Below are 16,860 nucleotides of genomic sequence, written 5' to 3' on the forward strand. Positions count from 1 at the left end.
ACCCCGTCAGCGGGGGCTCAGCAGCGCCGTATCGCGGCCGAACCCCACCAGCAGCCGCCCGTCCGCGGTGAAGGCCACCGTGAAGACCGGTGCGGGGAAGACCAGTTCGGGACCGGCCGGTTCGCCGGTGGCCAGGTGTCGTATCCCTATCTCGTACCCGGCGGCGACGGCGACGACCGGACGGCCGTCCACCGTCCCGGCCGCCAGCGCGCCGACTCCGCCGGGGTGCCCGGTCAGGGGGTCGCCGACCGGGCGGCCCGTCGCAAGGTCCCACACCCGTACCGTTGTGTCGTCGCTGCCGGAGACCACGACCGGACGACCGTCCAGTACGGCGGTGGCCAGCGCGGTCACCCCGCGGGTGTGGCCGGTGAGGGGCTCACCGAGCGGACGGCCCGTGGCCAGGTCCCAGAGCCGGACGGTCCTGTCGAAACCGCCGGAGACCGCGACGGGACGGCCCTGTACGACGGCAGTGGCCACGGTGTTCACCGTGCTGGTGTGGCCGGTGAGGGGTTCGCCGAGCGGGCTGCCGGTGGCCAGGTCCCAGAGCCGGAGCGTGCCGTCGTTGCTGCCGGTGACGGCGGTCGGACGGCCGTCCACGACGGTGGTTGCCACCGCGCCCACCCAGTCGGTGTGACCGGTCAGGGGGTCACCGACCGGGCGGCCGGTGGTCAGGTCCCAGAAGCGGACCGTCCGGTCGTTGCTGCCGGTGACGGCGGTCGGACGGCCCTCGACCACGGCGGTGGCCACCGCGCCCACGGTGTCGGTATGGCCGGTGAGGAGCGAGCCGACCGGGCGGCCGGTGGACGCGTCCCGTACCCGGACTGTTTCGTCGCCGCTGCCGGTCACCACGACCGTACGGCCCCCGACGACGGCTGTCGCCGCCGAACACACGATGCCGGTGTGGCCGGTGAGGGGTTCTCCGACCGGACGGCCGGGGGCGAGGTCCCAGACCCGTACCTCCGCGTCGTCGGAGACGGTGACCACGACCGGACGATCGTCCAGCACGGCCGTCGCCACGCCACGCACGCTGTCGGTGTGGCCGGTGAAGGGTGTGCCGACCGGACGGCCGGTGGCCAGGTCCCACACCCGTACCGTCGTGTCATCGCTGCCGGAGACCGCAACCGGGCGGCTGTCCAGTACTGCGGTGGCCAGCGCGTTGACCCGGCGGGTATGGCCGGTGAGGGGTTCGCCGAGCGGAAGGCCCGTGGCCGGGTCCCACACCCGTACCGTCGTGTCGTCGCCGCTGCTGACCACGACGGGACGGCCGTCCAGTACGGCAGTGGCCACCGCGAACACCCCCTCCGTATGGCCGGTGAGTGGTTCGCCGAGCGGTCGGCCGGTCGTCAGGTCCCAGAGCCGGACGGTCCCGTCCAGGCTGCCGGTCACCGCGACCGTGCGGCCGTCCAGGACGGTGGTCGTCACCGCCCTCACATAGTGGGTGTGGCCGGTGAGGGGGTCGGCGACGGACTGTCCGGTGGCCGGGTCCCATACCCGGACCGTGCCGTCGTCGCGGCCGGAGAGCACCACGGGGCGGCCGTCCAGTACGGCCGCCGCCACGCCGCCGGCATGGCCGGTGAGGGGTTCGCCGACGGGGCGGCCTTCCGCGTCCCAGACCCGGATGGTGCCGCCGAGGCTGCCGGTGACCACGGCCGGGCGGCCGCCGACCAGCGTGGCCGCCACCGCGGAGACCTCACCGGCGGGTCCGGCAAAGGGCTCGCCGGTGAGCCGGCCCGTCGCCAGGTCCCAGAGCCGTACCCGCCTGTCGTCGCCGCCGGTGACCGCGACGGGACGGCCGTCCAGCACGGCCGTCGTCACGGACCAGGCCGCCCACGGCTCACTGTCGAAGTCGGCGAGGACATGCCGAAGGCGGTGGTCGGCCTCGGTGCCGGTCGCCCACTCCGTCCGCCATTCCGGGGCGGGTTCACCGTCAACGGCCACCGCGGCGATCCGGGCCCCCGCTTCCGGGTCCCCGTAGCGGGCGGCGTCCAGCGCCAGCAACTGCCTGCGCAGCCCCGGACCGGCGTCCCTGTGCAGATGGGCCGACATCCGGTAGACGGCAGCCGCCAGCCGGGCGGCGGGCTCCGAGGCCGCGTCCGCCAGCCCCAGTACCTCGTCCGGATCGCCGTGCACCAGGAAGGCCGGATCCGCCAACAGCCCGTCCACACCCGCTTCGTCAGACATGCCCGCATCCAACCAGCCGCCACCGACAGCGCCCACGGCTGCCGGTGGCACCGGGAGGACCGGACCCGGATACGGACGGTTCGGCTCACTCCCGTTCGAGGGCAGTACCGAGCTGGACGACCGAGACCTCGTACTGGTCCACGGCGCCCAGCCACTGGGTCACCAGCACGCCCGCCTCCTTCCACGCGTTGCCCTGCCAGCCGCTCCAGTCCCCGTTTCTGGTGGAGTACACCTGATAGTCGAGGTCGTGCGATTCCGCCTCGGAGAAGGTGCGGAGATGCGCGCGCAGTCCGGGGTGGTGTACGGCGGCGACCAGCGCCTCCGCCGCGGCCTCGGTGCCCAGGTCCCCGTTGTTGACGTCGCGGTACGGGACAAGACTGTCCGGCCCCTGCCCGATGGCGGTGGCGGCCCGCAGGGCGCCGAGGAGCGTCCCGTCGGAGACGATGCGCGCCTGCCAGACGGTCCAGGTGTCCTCCGGCAGGTCCGGATCGGTCAGGTCGAGGCCGTGCCGGTCCAGCAGCCGCGCCAGTTCGTCCCCCCGGATGATGCGGAAGGAGGGGAGACCGGCCGCGTCCAGGTCCTCCGCGAATGCTTCGGGAAGCCCCTCCGGGTCGATCTCGAACAGGGACCGCCTCGCGTCGAACCGCAGCTCCGGAAGGTCCAGTTCGCTGTGGAGCAGGAGACTTTCCAGGACGACGGGCACCTTGCCGCTGAGCGCGTCGGGGCTCAGCCAGGCGGGGTCCCGGTCCGACTCGGTCTCGTCGAGGAAGTTGCCCCCGTAGTAGGCCCCGTAGCGGGCGTCGGGGTCGTAGTCCGACAGCGGGCGGCCCAGCAGCACGCCGAAGCCCTGCGCGAGCGATGATTCCCAGTCTGCGTCGGCAGCGGCGCCGGTGGGGCGGGGCGCGGAACCGGCGTCCCGACCGGCGGCCAGCTCCCAGACCCGGACCAGGCCCCCGCCGGTGGTGACGGCGACGAGGCCGTCGTCAACGGTCGCCGCCGTCACCGCCCGGACCTCGCTGCCGTGGCCGACGAGCGACCTGCCGAGCATCCGGCCGGTGGCCAGGTCCCACAGCTGTACCGTCCCGTCGTCGCCCGCGACGACCGCCACCGGACGGCCGTCCAGGACCGTCGTCGCCACCGCGTGCACCGGGTCGCCGGGGCCGGGCAGCGGCTCGCCCATGGGTTCGCCGGTGGCGAGGTCCCGGACCCGTACCGTCCCCTCCGGGCCGCCGGTGACGGCAACGGCGCGGCCGTCCAGTACGGCCGTCGCCACCGCCGACACCTCGCCGTCCCGGCCTGCGAGCGGATCGCCGATCTGCCGCCCGATCCGCTCCCCGATCTGCTCCCCTGTGTCGAGATCCCAGACCCGGACCGTCGCGTCATGACTGCCGGTCACGGCCACCGTGCGGCCGTCGACCACGGCCGTCGCCACCGCGCCCACCAGGTCCTTGTGGCCGGGCATCGGGTCGCCGAGCTGCGCCCCCGTGCTCAGGTTCCATCGCCGCAGCGTTCCGTCGGTGCTGCTGGTGACGGCGACGGGGCGGCCGTCCACCACGGTCGCGGCCAGCGCCACCACCCAGTTGGTATGGCCGGTCAGGGGCTCCCCCACCGGTTCACGGGTGATCAGATCCCAGACCCGTACCGTCGCGTCATGGCTGCCGGTCACCGCGACCGGACGGCCCGCCACGACGACCGTCGCCACCGCCGCCACGGCGTCCGTATGGCCGGTCAGCGGCTCGCCGATCTGCTCTCCGGTGGCCAGGTCCCAGACTCGCACCGTCCGGTCATGGCTGCCGGTCACCGCGACCGGACGGCCCGCCACCACGGCCGTCGCCACCGCCACCACGGCGTCCGTATGACCGGTCAGCGGCCGCCGGTTCCGGTGCTCGACCACGGCGCCGGGCGCCCACCTCATACCGGAGGAGTCCACGAGTGCGGCGCCCGGGTGATCGCCGAGAAGTTCATCAGACATGGGCGCACCGTAGCGGTGCCCACTGACACAACTGCCCCTGTTCTCAACGGCGGAGAGACCGGGGACGGCGCCGGGCTTCCCCTCCGCCGGGCACAGCACCGGCGCGCGTTCTCTACGGTGGCACCGGCACGCACCGCACCCGAGCGAACGGGGAATCCCATGCCCGCTTATGTCGTCGTCACCATCGATGTGCTCGACGAGGAGGCCGGTCTCGCCTACGCGGCCGTGGCCCGGCCGTCCGTCCTCGACCACGGCGGCCGGTATCTCGTCGCGGGCGCCGCTCCCCCGCCCGTCGAAGGCACCTGGGACTCCTCCCGGCTCGTGGTCATCGAGTTTCCCGATATGGACCGGATCCGGGAGTGGTACGACTCCCCCGGATACCGGCGGGCCCGGGAGATACGCGAGGGCAAGGTCCGGGTGGGGATGCTGTTCGTCGAGGGGGTGCCGCCGGAGGGGTTCTCCGTCCCCGGACCGGCCGAGGCCCCGCGGCCCCGGGACGACGGCCGTGGGTGAGAAAACGGACGCCGAATATCACCGTTGTCTCGCGGAAGCCGGCCAACTGCTGGACCGTAGGCGGTACGCGAAGGCCGCCACGGCAGCACAGCGGTCCGCCGGGCGCTTCGGCGGCACGGAGTTCGTGACGCTCCATGCCCGCGCGCTGGCCGCGGACGGACAGGTCGGCGAGGCGGTGGACATCCTGTCCCGTGCGCTCAACTCCGGGGCCGACCCGCGGGCCGCGCGGGACCTGGCGCTGCTGCTGTGGCACCGGCTCGGCAGACCGGACGACGCCCGCGATGTCTGCGTACTCGGCCTCGCCGACGACACCGCGCCCGCCGGGCCCGGACAGCGCGGCGCGACGGAGGACGAACTGCGTCTCGCGCGAGTCGAGTTGGCCACCCTGTATCTGCGGCTCGCCCCGCGGACCGGCAACGGCCTGTGGCAGGCCCTCGACGACACCGGCTCCACGGCCCTGCGACCGGCCGACCGCCTCCTGATCACCGGCTTCGCCCATGGCCTCGCCGGAGACGGGGCCGTGGCGCTGCGCCTGCTCCACGCCGGTCTCGCCCGGGATCCGTACCACCCTGTGGGCCTGTACGACCTGGCCTGCACCCTTGCGCGGCGGGGCGACACCACGGCCGCCCTGGCAACCCTGCACGAAGCGTTCCGCAACGGGGAGCGCCGCCTGGCCGCAAGGTTCGCCCATGACCCGGACCTGGCGGAGGCCGCCACCCATCCGCAGTCCCGTGCGATCCGGGAGGCCCCCGCCGACTGGCATACGCTCTGGACCCTCCCGGTGCACCACCGCCACCACCCTCGCACCGTCCGGCTGGCGCTCCGGCCGGGGGCGGGCGACCTGGCGGCCGCGGAAGTCCGCCGGTTCGGCGAGAACGTCGGCCAACTCCTCCGCCATGAACCGGAGCACGACCGGTTCACCCTCGGCATGCCCGGCGACTGCGACGACCTGAGGCTCAGAGGCTGGGATCTCCACTGCGCCCTGCGAAGCATCTCCCCGCTGCTGGCGGACGCCCACTGGTTCCAGTCCGACAGCAACGGCGGCACCGGCTTCTTCCTCGACGAGTTCTCGCTGACCGGCGGGGTCCTGCACTTCACCCGCACTCCCCTGGCCCGCGGCGACGCCCGGGAAAGGCTCGCCGCCCTCCGGGAGCGGGCCGGGCGGGCTCCGGACGATGCCCGGCTGGAGGCTGCCGTCGCGCGGGTCTGCCCATCATCCGGTGGTGACGCGGCATAGCGGAGGCGGCGGCACGTACGCTTGCCGGAGGCCCTCTCGGGGTGTTCATCAGGTGTGGGGGTGGGGATGCGTTCCGGGGTTGAAGCGCGGTATCGGCCGGCACATGCCGAGGCTCCGGAGCTGCTCCGCGGGCCCGCGGACGTGGACGCGCTGTTCGACTCGCTGCTGACCGGCCCGGTTCACGAGAACCTGGCTCAGCTGCACTCGCTGGAACGCCCGCTGCTGCCCTCCGGGTATCCCGATCACGAGCTTCTGATCGGGGCGGACCGGAACCGGCAGGTCGGCCTTCTCGCCTTCCTGGACGCGGAAGGAAACGTCGTCACCGCCGGTACGCCGGACGGTGAGGTCCAGGGGCGCTACTGCATCATGGGCCACCTCACGGAGTTCCCGCCCGGCTCGGAACTCCCGCTGGACGCCGTACGCCGGGCCGTGAAGGAGTTCGTGTCGTCCGGCGGGTGCCGTCCGGCCTCGGTTCCCTGGCGGGCGCCGACGGCCTGGTGAGGGTGAACGGATACTCTCCGCGCGAGGTCCGGGTGTCCGTCGCCCCTGCGGTCGCCGGGCGGGTACCCCGTCTCCTGCGGTGTCGCCGTGGAGCGCACCGGCAGCCGCCCGTACCCCTTATGGAGAGGCAGCAGCGCAGATGATCAACGATGTTTCCGGGTCCCGTTCCGCGTACCTGTGGGAGTCCGCCACCGTCGCCTCCCTCGGCGGACCCCTGCTCGTCTGTGCGGCCGACGCGTTCGCCGCGTGGGGCGGCGCGGTGTACGACGCCGACTACGAACTGGACCCCGCCTGCGACTATGCCCGGGCCTGGGCGGCGGTCCACCCCGACGACGACGACCTCGAAGCCGCGTTCGTACGGTTCGGTGAGAGCGGCGAGCACGGCGGCCTGGTCTGGGAGATGGACGGCGAGGGCACCGCCGAGATCGCCTGTGCCGGGCCGGCGGAAGGCTCCGGTGAAGACGGCTTCCTGATCGTGCGTTCCTGGATACGCCCCGGCCGAACGGACGCACCCCGGCGGCGCGCCGCCGGAGCCTCCCCCGAGGAGGAGCAGGAGGCGGGAGAGCTGGAACTCCCCGGCGGCCGGGCCGTGGTCGTCTGGGCGGCGGCGGACGCCCGGGAGACCGGCTCGTACCCTCCCCCGGACGCGGACGCGGACGCGGACGGGGACGGGGACACGGACAGGGCGGGTGTGCCGGTCGGGACCCTGTCCCGGCTGAGGCTGGACGGACAGGAGGGCATCGGTGCGGTGCTGCGGGTGGCCCCCGGGACCTACCGCGTCACCCACGGCTGGCACGAGGGCACCCGCGGCCGCTATCTGCCCGCGGACGAGGCCCATGGACCGGCCCGGGCCTACGCGGACGACGACTGGAGCTGCCGCTGGGTCCGCTTCACCCGGATCGCGCCCCCGCCGGAGGTGCGCCGCCGGTAGTAGGCGACGGCCAGCGCCATCATGATCGGTCCCCATATCGCGATGGGCGCCGTGGCCACCGTCGCGAGTGCCTCCCAGCCACCGTTGGTGTACCGGACGTTCTCGACGATGCCGTACGCGGTGAGGCTGCGGCCGCCGCCGAGCGGTACGGACGTGAACATCACCGTGAGGGCGAGCCCGCCGAGAAAGGCGGGCCCGGCCGCCGCGAGCGGCCGGACGCGTCTGCCGCCGATGACCGGTATCCAGGCGGGGGCGGTCTCGCCCCAGCCCCGGACCAGCCCGATGGCCAGGAACGCGATCGTTTCGGAGAGCACACTGAGCCCGAAAACGTAGGGAATGGCCACCCAGAGCGGCGGCAGGCCCGGCTCCTGGACCTGCCCCATCTCGAAGTGGAACGCGAACGGCAGCCGCCAGAGGCAGGACGGCAGCAGGAGCAGCGGGAGCGCGTAAGCGAGGCGCATCGCCCAGCGGGGCACCGGCCGTTCGGTGTCGCCGGTGGACGGGGGCGTGTGAAGGATCTTCAGTGCCATGACTCCATCCTTCGCGGAGCGCGCGGGTGGCGGATCCCCCGCGGGGGCCGGCTTCCTCCGCCGTCCGGGGGAGGCCGGTCCCCCGCGCGGGGGACCGGCCGAACACGACGGAGCCGGGGCGCTGGGGGTGGCCCCGCAGTGCCCCGGCTCCTCCCTGCGGCGCCGGGCCGTCCGTCCGGCCGCCCGGGTGTTCAGGTCAGTCCGACACCTCCGTAGGCATGGACGACGGGCGGCGCCTGGTCGTCGGCGTGCGTGGAGTGCCAGAGGCCCAGTGGCAGCAGCCCCGGCCCGACCGGCGTGAGTCCGTCGAAGAACCGGGCGACCTCCTCGAAGCCACGGGGGTGGACGGGCAGTCCCGCCTCCCGTGACACGGCCGCGGCCCGGCGGATCATCCCCGGATCCTGCTCGTGCGTGAGATGAGAGACGATCAGCGCACTCCGGGGCGGCAGACCAGCCATGATCCTGCGGACACAGTCGTGGGGCCGGTCCTCGTCCGCGATGTCCTGGAGTACGGCGGTGAGCACCACCGCCACCGGACGGCCCGGGTCGAAGTGTGCCCGCGCCCCGGCGAGAACCGTCTCCGGGCTGCGCAGGTCCAGCACTTCGGCCCGGTGACGGGCCCCGTCCGCCCACATCCGCCAGTGCGCCACGACCACCGGGTCCGCGTCCGCGTACAGCACCCGGGACCGGAAGTGGTGGTGCTCGTCCGCGATGGAGTGGGTGTCCCGGGTCGAGTACGGCGGCAGACCGGGCCCGATGTCCAGCACCTGCGCGATCCCCAGCTCCCGCACCGCGCAGGTCACCGCGCGCAGATAGAACGCCCGGCCCGCGCGGGCGATCTCCCGCACCGGCACCCCCGCGTCGAGCAGCCGCCGTACGAGCCCCTCGTCGGCCTCGTAGGCGTCCCGCATCTCCGGATCCCCGAGCGACGCGTGATGAACCCGGGCGCTGGTCACCGGCTGGAACATGCTCCCGGAGTGCCGGGCCGTCACCGCGCACCGCCGTTCCGGGCCCGCTCGGCGGCCACATCGGTGACCGTGCAGCCGGTGAGCCGGGTGACGACCAGATCCGCCAGCAGCCAGGGCAGGCGCGGATCCCCGTACGGCATCTGCACCGACCCGCCGTCGCGGCGGGCGATCCGCCGGCCTGCGGGGTCCGGCGCGTGGAGGATCCCCCGGTAGCCCCAGGGCCGCGGATACCGGACCCGTACGGCGGTGTGGCCGCGTGCCAGCGCCGGACACTGCTCCAGCGCCAGCACCGCGCAGGGCGCCGGGCACACGGGCGGCGTCAGGGTCAGCGCCCCTTCGAGTTCGGCGGCCCCGAGTCCGGCGGTGGCCATCAGCCAGAGAACGCCGTCCGGGGACCCCGGAATCCGGCGCCCGCAGACCTGGCAGAGCAGCCGGTCCCCGGCCCGCCGCTGCCGTCGCGCGTCGAGCTGCTCGTACAGCGGCCTGCCGCCCGCGTCCGTGGCCCGGCGGCCGCGGCCTCGGGCGAGGAGGACCCCGTCGTACGTACGGTCGTGCACGCCCTCGTCCGCATACGCGATCCCCCGACCGTGCGCCGCGACGACCACGGGCTCGGCAAGCGCGGGCGCCCCGGACCACGGCGTGACCCAGGGCACGACCCGCCCCCGGAACCAGGCCAGCGAGCCCGTCTCACGCTCGGCCATGGTCCCCTCCCGCCCGGTTCAGCTCGTCCGGAACGGGCCCCGGAGTGAGGGCGGTCGCATGGTCGGGGCAGACGTACTGGACGAGCCCGGGCCCGCTGGCACGCTCGATGTAACCGACTTCGACGGGGGCGGAGGTGATGCGGGAGCAGACGCGGCAGACGGCGGTGAGGGGGAAGGGGGCGGGGAGAAGGCTTTCGGAGGTCATGACACCCACCCCGCAGAAGTAGCGGGGCTGCGCCCCACCCGACGGGCTACGTACAGGGCTGTTAAGGCCCCTACTTGGGCGATCCGGCGAACGATAGGGTCACGCATACGGCAGGTCAGCTCCTTGAAAGCTGGTCGGTCGAGCCCCGGGCGGACCGTTAGTGGCGGTCCTCCGGGGCGTATTCATGAAGACGCCGCACCCCGGTGCGTCTCTCTGAAGGCCTTTCCGGGAAGGGCGTTCGAGATCACTGGTGAAGCCGTTGCTGGCCTTCAATCGGTGATCTTGCTTCGGTGCCCGCCGGACCTGTGCTTGCTTCGGCGAGACTGCGACGGATGTCCTTACCGTGGGGAAGGGAGAGAATCCGTCCCGTCCGGTCGCTCCACGGCGGTGTGTCCCACCGAGTGTGGCGCGACGGCGGCAGGGCCACCCAACCGTGCTTCCCGGTCCGCAGCTCGACCGCGGAGGCGGGGCAGTCGCCAACGGCATAACGGCCTGTCGCCGGCAGAACCAGGATCACTGTTCGCAGGTGGTCCACGATGCATGGGGGCGAAGTGAGCTCGCCCAAGGCTGCAAGCGTGGCCAAGCCCAGTATCCGAGGCATCACCAAGGCATCGAAGTGGTGGGTCTGCGCAATCAGCGCCCCACCCAAGGCGACTTCGTCAGCAGTCCGTTCCACCGCATGCTCCCAGGGGTGCGCTCCGGGGTAGGGGCAGTCCCGGTTTCCACAAGTGCAGCCTGCACGTGGGCGATAGCGGTGCCCTACAGTCACTTTCCAGCCGAGCAGGACAGCGTATGCCCGCTTGGCGTCCGTCGGACTTCTGATTTCGATCGGCCCCATGGCCGCTCCCCTTGAGAACTCGGATTGCGGAGGTGACGCATCCGAGCATGCCGGGAAGAAGCCGCACTGCCCCCTAATATTTCTAGGGGGTGTTGTGGCAGAGGCTGCTCATCCGGCCTCAGTGAACCAATTCCATGTTGCGTACGAGGAACGAGAGACGCGACGCCTGGGAAGGCACTCCCTTCATTGCCATGTCAGCAACCGCCGCACGCGCCATGGGGTCCCCGAACACATAAGCGGGAGCCGAGGTAGCGGCCTCACGCAGCTTGACAACTGCCGATCCGCTGCGCCCCATCCGATGCAACGCGCGCGCCTGGTCGATCTGATAATGCACTCGCCGCTCCCGGCTCGGCACTTCACGCACGTCGAACTCGGGAACCTTCGTCAAGCCGACATCGGGCTGATCGACTTCCACGCCGACCTCAGCAGCGTGGACGGCAACCGTTCCCTTGCCGAACACCGTGTGCGATTCCAGGTCGTAGTAGTCGGCCCCGAGCTTGTTCGCGTCATCCAGAGCAGCACTGATCCGATCCCAGGCTTCAACGGTCCTCGAACCGCGAGCAAAGGCGACCGCGGCCCTCAGGTGGAGAGCGCCCCGCAGCGAGAACGCCTTGTCCGGAGCCTGCCGACCAGACGCGATCGGCTCCAGGTCACGAAGGGCGGCGTCTGCAACAACCAGTGCATCCAGCAGGGAGCCTTGATGCAGCATTGCGCCGCAACGATCCCAGGCGACCTGTGCCTTGACCAAGGGGTCATTGAGCAAGGTAGCGGCTCCAGCCGCTACCTCTGCCGACGCCCATGCCAGGTCCGGGTACCCGAGTTGGTTGAGACACATTCGGGCTGTGCGAGCGGCGTCAACCAACAGGCTCAGGGCCTCACGGCGCTGCGGCCCGTCCATGGTCAGAAGTGCGGTGTTCAGGTCTTCCACCATCACTGGCAGGCGGATCGCCAGCGAGGGCAGATCGGCCGCCTGTCGCTCCCTGTTCGCTTCAACCAGGTTTCCGCGCATGACCGCCATGTCAGGGGTAGCGCCATGGGGAGTCAGGCCCGGATGGCCGGACAGGATCAGAGAAGAGCGACGGAGCCCGGTGCGCAGCGCGGGAATATGGGCGTGCGCGAGGGCTCCACCACCTTGGTGCAGTCGGAAAGGCTGACCAAGCAGCCAAACCACGTCAACGTCGCACTGTTCAGCGATGGCCGTAATGATCGAATAGCGGTCGAGTTGTTGACGCCCCGACTCAACGTTCGCCATCCACGATTCGGTGCGCCCGAGAAAGTCGGCGAGTTGGACTTGGGACAGCCCTGCGGCGTTCCGGGCGATCCGGACTCGGGCACCAATGTGATCAGTCGCGGGGAAGGTCATAGCGAACCTCCTGTCGAGCAAGCGTCAGAGCAACCACCCCCACGCCTGCGGGGAGCACGCCGGCCCGGTGGTCGACGAGGAGTGCATCGAGGGACCGTCCCCGCGCGGGCGGGGACCGCTTTGGCCACGCCGAAACGATAGCGCGCTAACGGGGCGTCCCCGCGGGTGCGGGGAGCACGGCAGCAGGCTGTCCGGCTCGGTGCCGTCGTCGGGACCATCCCCGCGCCTGCGGGGAGCACGTCTCGGTCCGGGCGATCATCGTGGCCCGGTAGGGACCATCCCCGCGCGTGCGGGGAACACGCCACTCCCGACGTCCCGCCCGTGCTCGGGACGGGACCATCCCCGCGCCTGCGGGGAGCACGCATCGGCCGGCGGCGCCACAGGGCTTGCGCAGGGACCATCCCCGCGCCTGCGGGGAGTACGGCCGGGCCCATCACCCCCGTCCGCGGCGCCGGGGACCATCCCCGCGCCTGCGGGGAGTACCAGGGGGTTTCTTCCGTCGGGGCGGCAACGGTGGGACCATCCCCGCGCCTGCGGGGAGTACTCGGTGCGAGGGGGCTTCGGCGTTCATCTGTAGGGACCATCCCCGCGCCTGCGGGCAGTACACTCCGCGACCTGCACCTTTACCCGCCGCCAGGCCGCTGCCACTGCAACCTCACCGACTCCGGCAAAACCCCATAATCGGCAATCCATTCCTCCCCCCAACCCTCCGACCGAACGGGCCGATCATACAAACCCCCACCCCTCGTCCCTCGGCCCCAGCGCCACCCACACCGGAACCACCTGTCCAGCTACACCTCCATCCACAGGTCTTCCGCCAGTACCCCCTCACGTCCAACTCCAGCGCATTGTCACGACGCTCCCCCGCGCCCGGCTCCGGGGCGAACGGGGAGAACGTGCCCTCTTGTGCAGGTACACCAGCACCAGCGCCCGGCGGGCCTCCGCGTGGAACGTCATGAGCGGGCGAAGAGACTCCGAGGCCGACAAGGAGTAAACGGGGGGAAGCCTTGACAGGACGGGGCAGCTGCTAGAGGCCACTCCACTGGGCAAACGTTCTCAGCCGCTCCGGGACCCGGGGCCGGGCTCTGAGCAGGACACCCACGGTGGAACGCACCGTGGGGTGGTACCGCACCTGCTGAGGAGATACGGACCTGGCGCGCTCCAGGGAGTCGAGTGCCTCGTCGAACCGGGCTGTCAGGGCCTGCGATCTGGCGGTGTCGATCCAATAGACGCCCGCGCGGGCGGGCGGGTAGCCGTCCGGCAGATGCACCGCCCGGCTCAGATCGACGGCCAAAGCGTGCTCGTCGCGATCACCAGCGGCTTCGATGGCGTGTTGCTCAACATTCGTCGGCCCGAACACGAACAGGTAGTGGTTGGTCTCCCCGGTTTCGCGGGCGATCCCCCGCGCTTCCTCCAACCACGCGTTCAGTTCGTCCCCGTCGCCCCGAAGGCCATGGAGCTGAAGTCCTTTCAGGACGAGTCCGCCCCGGACGGCTTGCGTCTCCTCGGAGCCGTCCGGAGGGAGATCCCGCAGTCCCTGCTGCACCAGTCGGAGGCCGCGCTCCAGCGCGGGCCCCTCAGCGAGGAGGTGGACTCTCTTGACACGCTCCGCAGCAACCTGTCGGGGGTCTCCCGACTCGCGCGCGGAGCCAGCCATCCGTGCCAGGGCGAGCCGGGCGAGGTCCATGTAGCCGAATTTGTACGCCACCGAGAAAGCTCCCAGGGCCGCTTCCGACTGAAGCCAGTAGGCGCGTTCCCGCTCTTGACCCGGGATGTCCCGGAGCAGGGTCGCATGTGCCAGCTCGGCGAGCAGGCCGGGTAGTAACTCGGCGAGTCGGCCGTACTCGGCACTCGTTCGGAAATCCTGAACGCGCCCTACCTCCAGCGCCAGCCGGTCCAGCGACCGGGGCGCGGGGTCGTCCCCGTCCGGGTCGATGTCCCAGTCGTCCAGAGCGATCCGCAGGGGAGCTATCACCCGGTCGAGCTGGTCCTTACGCAGTTGTTCAATGTACGGCTGGCCATGGAGAACAGAAACACTGACGCTCAGAGCGCGAGCCACGGACGAGAGGGCTTGTTCGCTGGGCACCCGGCTGCCGTTTTCGATCCTGGACAGCATCGCCGGGGAAACGGCCGCTCGGGCGCCGAGTTCGGCCAGAGTGAGGCCTCGGAGGGCGCGCAGCTCGTGAATACGGGTCCCGGCGTTCGCCGGGGTCTGTGAAGAGGAGACCGGCACAGTACAGCTCCCGTCCTGGCAATGTGCCCACCAGCACCGGGAAGTCGCGTCAATGACCCGCGCTTTCGGGACCACACCGGCACGGTGGAAGCACCCCTACACCCATAGCGTATTGCCATGGCCATACGCTGCGAGTCAACCGCCTACTTGGGCGCTCGGTAGTTGCGGGTGTCACCTGGCGAGACTCTGTTGGGGGCATCCCCAGCACATGCGGGGAGCAGCACGGGCTCCGGTCGGCGACCAGGAGGTGCGGCCGAGGACCATCCCCGCGCGTGCGGGGAGCACGTGGGCGCGGTCACCCACACCCGCTCGGGCAGGGGACCATCCCCGCGCGTGCGGGGAGCACCATTGGAGCGACTGGTTTTGGGTGTGGTTCGCGGGACCATCCCCGCGCGTGCGGGGAGCACCTCGTCGAGCTGGTGCAGCAGGGCGCCGCCCAGGGACCATCCCCGCGCGTGCGGGGAGCACCACCACGTTCTACACGGCGGACAGCCTGGCTGAGGACCATCCCCGCGCGTGCGGGGAGCACGGAAGCGGGTGTACTGCGGCATCGGGCCTCCTAGGACCATCCCCGCGCGTGCGGGGAGCACTTCGTCCGGACCTTTCCACCGGCCCAGATGAGGGGACCATCCCCGCGCGTGCGGGGAGCACACTCCACGACCTGCGCCTTTATCCGCCGTCAGCCCGCTCCCACAGCAACTTCACCGACTCCGACAATCAGCACATCAGCCACAATCCACCCGCCCCTCAGATCACCACTCGGGCGCTCCGATCATATAAAGGCCCACCCCTCACTCCTCCAGCCCCGGCGCCCCCGCGCCGGAATCCGCCAGCCCCAGCTCCCCTTCATCCGCAGGTCTTACGCCTGGAATCCCAGCCAGTGGGTGAATGCCCTCAGCTCTTCGGTCGTACGGCGGCACTTCGCGGTCAGCATCCGCACGGTTTCCCGGGCGATGGGGTGGAACTTCGTCTGTTCCGGAGCAATGGCCCGGGCCTGCTTCAGATGCTTCAGGGCGTCTTCTCGCCGGTCCAGGTCGAGATGGGCACGCGCGACCGCAACAAAATGATGCCCCTGGCGGGTCGCAGCCATATCCGCCGGGAACCTCACCGCGGCGGCACGCCTAACGGCCTCTCCGGGCTGCTTCAGCTCGACTTGGGCGGCCACATCATGCACCGACACGTTCGCCGGCCCGAAGGTCATGTGGTAGTAGAGCCGGTCGCGACCACCCGGAATCTGCTCCGCGAGGCGACCGGCCTCCGTGATGTGGAGCGACGTGAGATCGGCGTCCTGGGCGAAGGACGCGATCGTCGACTCCCGGAGCCGGATGCTGCCCAGCATGGTGGTTCGGGCCGGCCCCGTGACGGATGTGTCCTCATACAGCTCTTCGCGGGCAGCGCACAGCACGCGAAGAGCACCGTCGTAGTCACCGAAGGCCTGGAAGGAATACGAGTGGGTCCACTCGGCCAGGGCACGCATCAGCGGATCGTCGGCGAGCCCGGCCGCCCACCGCATCCGGTCCTCCAACTGCGCGGTCAGGTCGGGGTAGCCGAGCCGGAACGCCAACCCGTGGGCCATGTAGAAGCAAGAGGCGAGCAGCCGGGCCGCCGACGCTCGGGTCCACTCGTCCTCGCCAAGATGAACGGCTGCCGTCAGCTCCTCCAGGAGACCGGGGAGCAACATGCCCAGGCGGGCGTACTTCGCCTCCTTGCGGTACTCCGACGCAGTCTTCACGTCTGCTTTCAGCTCGGGCATGGGGCGCGGGCGGGCATACACGTCCGAGGGGAGGTCGTACCTGCGAACTGCGGTGCGGATGCCTTGGATAGGAGCGTGGACTCTCCGGTCCGCCTCGCTTTCGCCTTTGTACGGCTGCCCGGACAGCTCTTCGACGGTGACACGCAGGACGCGGGCAGCAGAGATCAGGAATCCGCTCGTGGGAAGGCGCTCCCCCTGCTCGACTTTGCGGACGGCTCCGAGGGAAAGGAAGGCGACATCGGCGAACTCCCGTTGTGTGTAACCGCTGAGCTTGCGCAGTGATGCGATCCGCGCGCCGATGTGGTCATCTCCGGTGTCAGGCATACGGACACTCCGATCTGAGGCCTCGACACTCAGAACGCTACTCCCTTCGGCGAGTTGGGACGGGTACGGCGGGACACCTCACGGCGCTCTACGGTCACCCAACCTGCGGGGAGCAGGCGGCGAGGGCAATGAGCTGAGCGGCTCGGCCAGGCCATCCCCGCGCGTGCGGGGAGCACCTGGCCCGGGTGGAGCCTGATCACGGCTGGTTCGGACCATCCCCGCCCGTGCGGGGAGCACGGCACCCGCGACCTGGACAGCCCGGACGACCGCGGACCATCCCCGCGCGTGCGGGGAGCGCGCCTGGTCAGCACATCGCTAATGCTCGTACGCCGGACCATCCCCGCGCGTGCGGGGAGCACTCGGTCGCCTCCGGAGTGCGGTACAGCGTCTCGGGACCATCCCCGCGCGTGCGGGGAGCACCAGCCGCAGGCTTTCGAGCGGATCTGACGTGGGGGACCATCCCCGCGCGTGCGGGGAGCACCTACCGTGATGCGTCCGAGCACGACGCGCGTCGGGACCATCCCCGCGCGTGCGGGGAGCACCTGCACCCGGACGGGCCCGTGCGCTGCGACGGGGGACCATCCCCGCGCGTGCGGGGAGCACGACGCAG

Annotated in this window: 13 protein-coding genes, 1 pseudogene and 3 CRISPR repeat arrays (1 of these 17 cut by a window edge); of the genes and pseudogenes, 4 read left to right on the top strand and 10 right to left on the bottom strand. The window is 71.3% G+C overall.

The annotated features are described in order from the left end of the window. Positions 1-6 precede the first annotated feature (6 nt). Together ACWDR0_RS00250 and ACWDR0_RS00255 are read right to left on the bottom strand one after the other, a co-directional pair. On the bottom strand, positions 7-2,181 hold the full coding sequence (locus ACWDR0_RS00250) for a WD40 repeat domain-containing protein (protein ID WP_456349304.1): 2,175 nt from the start codon (positions 2,179-2,181) through the stop codon (positions 7-9). Positions 2,182-2,266: 85 nt separating this feature from the next. Next, on the bottom strand, positions 2,267-4,153 hold the full coding sequence (locus tag ACWDR0_RS00255) for a WD40 repeat domain-containing protein (RefSeq protein ID WP_456349305.1): 1,887 nt from the start codon (positions 4,151-4,153) through the stop codon (positions 2,267-2,269). A gap of 159 nt (positions 4,154-4,312) precedes the next feature. Between ACWDR0_RS00255 and ACWDR0_RS00260 the strand changes: the two genes are divergently transcribed. The 4 genes from ACWDR0_RS00260 (at position 4,313) to ACWDR0_RS00275 (ending at position 7,335) form a co-directional block, all read left to right on the top strand. Further along, positions 4,313-4,666: a DUF1330 domain-containing protein gene (locus ACWDR0_RS00260; protein WP_456349306.1), complete on the top strand. Its 354-nt coding sequence runs from the start codon at positions 4,313-4,315 to the stop codon at positions 4,664-4,666. Next, positions 4,659-5,903 (top strand): hypothetical protein, encoded by a 1,245-nt coding sequence (locus ACWDR0_RS00265; RefSeq protein WP_456349307.1) that lies wholly within the window; start codon positions 4,659-4,661, stop codon positions 5,901-5,903. The genes ACWDR0_RS00260 and ACWDR0_RS00265 overlap by 8 nt, the downstream gene beginning before the upstream one ends. A 66-nt stretch (positions 5,904-5,969) precedes the next feature. Then, on the top strand, positions 5,970-6,404 hold the full coding sequence (locus ACWDR0_RS00270; RefSeq protein ID WP_456349308.1) for an Imm1 family immunity protein: 435 nt from the start codon (positions 5,970-5,972) through the stop codon (positions 6,402-6,404). Between the two features lie 139 nt (positions 6,405-6,543). Then, positions 6,544-7,335, top strand: coding sequence for a hypothetical protein (locus ACWDR0_RS00275; RefSeq protein ID WP_456349309.1), 792 nt, complete (start codon positions 6,544-6,546; stop codon positions 7,333-7,335). On the opposite strand, the gene ACWDR0_RS00280 is transcribed toward ACWDR0_RS00275, so the two are convergent. The 8 genes and pseudogenes from ACWDR0_RS00280 to ACWDR0_RS00315 form a co-directional block, all read right to left on the bottom strand. Next, a complete protein-coding gene (locus ACWDR0_RS00280; RefSeq protein WP_456349310.1) occupies positions 7,257-7,865 on the bottom strand; it encodes a hypothetical protein in 609 nt (202 codons plus the stop codon). The genes ACWDR0_RS00275 and ACWDR0_RS00280 overlap by 79 nt on opposite strands. 191 nt (positions 7,866-8,056) lie before the next feature. Further along, complete coding sequence (locus ACWDR0_RS00285) at positions 8,057-8,821, bottom strand: SAM-dependent methyltransferase (RefSeq protein WP_456349311.1); 765 nt, start codon at positions 8,819-8,821, stop codon at positions 8,057-8,059. Between the two features lie 32 nt (positions 8,822-8,853). After that, entirely contained in the window at positions 8,854-9,534 is a 681-nt protein-coding gene (locus tag ACWDR0_RS00290; RefSeq protein WP_456349312.1) for a hypothetical protein, read from the bottom strand. Next, on the bottom strand, positions 9,521-9,739 hold the full coding sequence (locus tag ACWDR0_RS00295; RefSeq protein WP_456349313.1) for a hypothetical protein: 219 nt from the start codon (positions 9,737-9,739) through the stop codon (positions 9,521-9,523). The genes ACWDR0_RS00290 and ACWDR0_RS00295 overlap by 14 nt, the downstream gene beginning before the upstream one ends. A 956-nt stretch (positions 9,740-10,695) precedes the next feature. Further along, on the bottom strand, positions 10,696-11,940 hold the full coding sequence (locus ACWDR0_RS00300) for a helix-turn-helix domain-containing protein (protein WP_456349314.1): 1,245 nt from the start codon (positions 11,938-11,940) through the stop codon (positions 10,696-10,698). Positions 11,941-12,150: 210 nt separating this feature from the next. Next, a CRISPR array of direct repeats spans positions 12,151-12,545; the repeat unit is 29 nt; unit sequence GGGACCATCCCCGCGCCTGCGGGGAGTAC. A gap of 221 nt (positions 12,546-12,766) precedes the next feature. Continuing rightward, a pseudogene (pspAB, locus tag ACWDR0_RS00305) lies at positions 12,767-12,873 on the bottom strand (PspA-associated protein PspAB); the annotation flags it as partial. A 94-nt stretch (positions 12,874-12,967) separates the two neighbouring features. Continuing rightward, complete coding sequence (locus ACWDR0_RS00310; protein ID WP_456349315.1) at positions 12,968-14,173, bottom strand: helix-turn-helix domain-containing protein; 1,206 nt, start codon at positions 14,171-14,173, stop codon at positions 12,968-12,970. A gap of 257 nt (positions 14,174-14,430) precedes the next feature. After that, positions 14,431-14,824: a CRISPR direct-repeat array (repeat unit 28 nt; unit sequence GGACCATCCCCGCGCGTGCGGGGAGCAC). A 208-nt stretch (positions 14,825-15,032) separates the two neighbouring features. Further along, positions 15,033-16,250 (bottom strand): helix-turn-helix domain-containing protein, encoded by a 1,218-nt coding sequence (locus ACWDR0_RS00315; RefSeq protein WP_456349316.1) that lies wholly within the window; start codon positions 16,248-16,250, stop codon positions 15,033-15,035. 148 nt (positions 16,251-16,398) lie between these two features. Continuing rightward, a CRISPR array of direct repeats spans positions 16,399-16,860; the repeat unit is 28 nt; unit sequence GGACCATCCCCGCGCGTGCGGGGAGCAC (it continues 54 nt past the right edge of the window).

The organism is Streptomyces sp. NPDC003691 (assembly GCF_053981115.1).

Excerpts from the sequence above, each read along its gene's own strand:
- ACWDR0_RS00250 (WP_456349304.1), bottom strand. The coding sequence starts at position 2,181 with ATGTCTGACGAAGCGGGTGTGGACGGGCTGTTGGCGGATCCGGCCTTC.
- ACWDR0_RS00255 (WP_456349305.1), bottom strand. The coding sequence starts at position 4,153 with ATGTCTGATGAACTTCTCGGCGATCACCCGGGCGCCGCACTCGTGGAC.
- ACWDR0_RS00260 (WP_456349306.1), top strand. The coding sequence starts at position 4,313 with ATGCCCGCTTATGTCGTCGTCACCATCGATGTGCTCGACGAGGAGGCC.
- ACWDR0_RS00270 (WP_456349308.1), top strand. The coding sequence starts at position 5,970 with ATGCGTTCCGGGGTTGAAGCGCGGTATCGGCCGGCACATGCCGAGGCT.
- ACWDR0_RS00275 (WP_456349309.1), top strand. The coding sequence starts at position 6,544 with ATGATCAACGATGTTTCCGGGTCCCGTTCCGCGTACCTGTGGGAGTCC.
- ACWDR0_RS00280 (WP_456349310.1), bottom strand. The coding sequence starts at position 7,865 with ATGGCACTGAAGATCCTTCACACGCCCCCGTCCACCGGCGACACCGAA.
- ACWDR0_RS00290 (WP_456349312.1), bottom strand. The coding sequence starts at position 9,534 with ATGGCCGAGCGTGAGACGGGCTCGCTGGCCTGGTTCCGGGGGCGGGTC.
- ACWDR0_RS00295 (WP_456349313.1), bottom strand. The coding sequence starts at position 9,739 with ATGACCTCCGAAAGCCTTCTCCCCGCCCCCTTCCCCCTCACCGCCGTC.
- ACWDR0_RS00300 (WP_456349314.1), bottom strand. The coding sequence starts at position 11,940 with ATGACCTTCCCCGCGACTGATCACATTGGTGCCCGAGTCCGGATCGCC.
- ACWDR0_RS00315 (WP_456349316.1), bottom strand. The coding sequence starts at position 16,250 with ATGCCTGACACCGGAGATGACCACATCGGCGCGCGGATCGCATCACTG.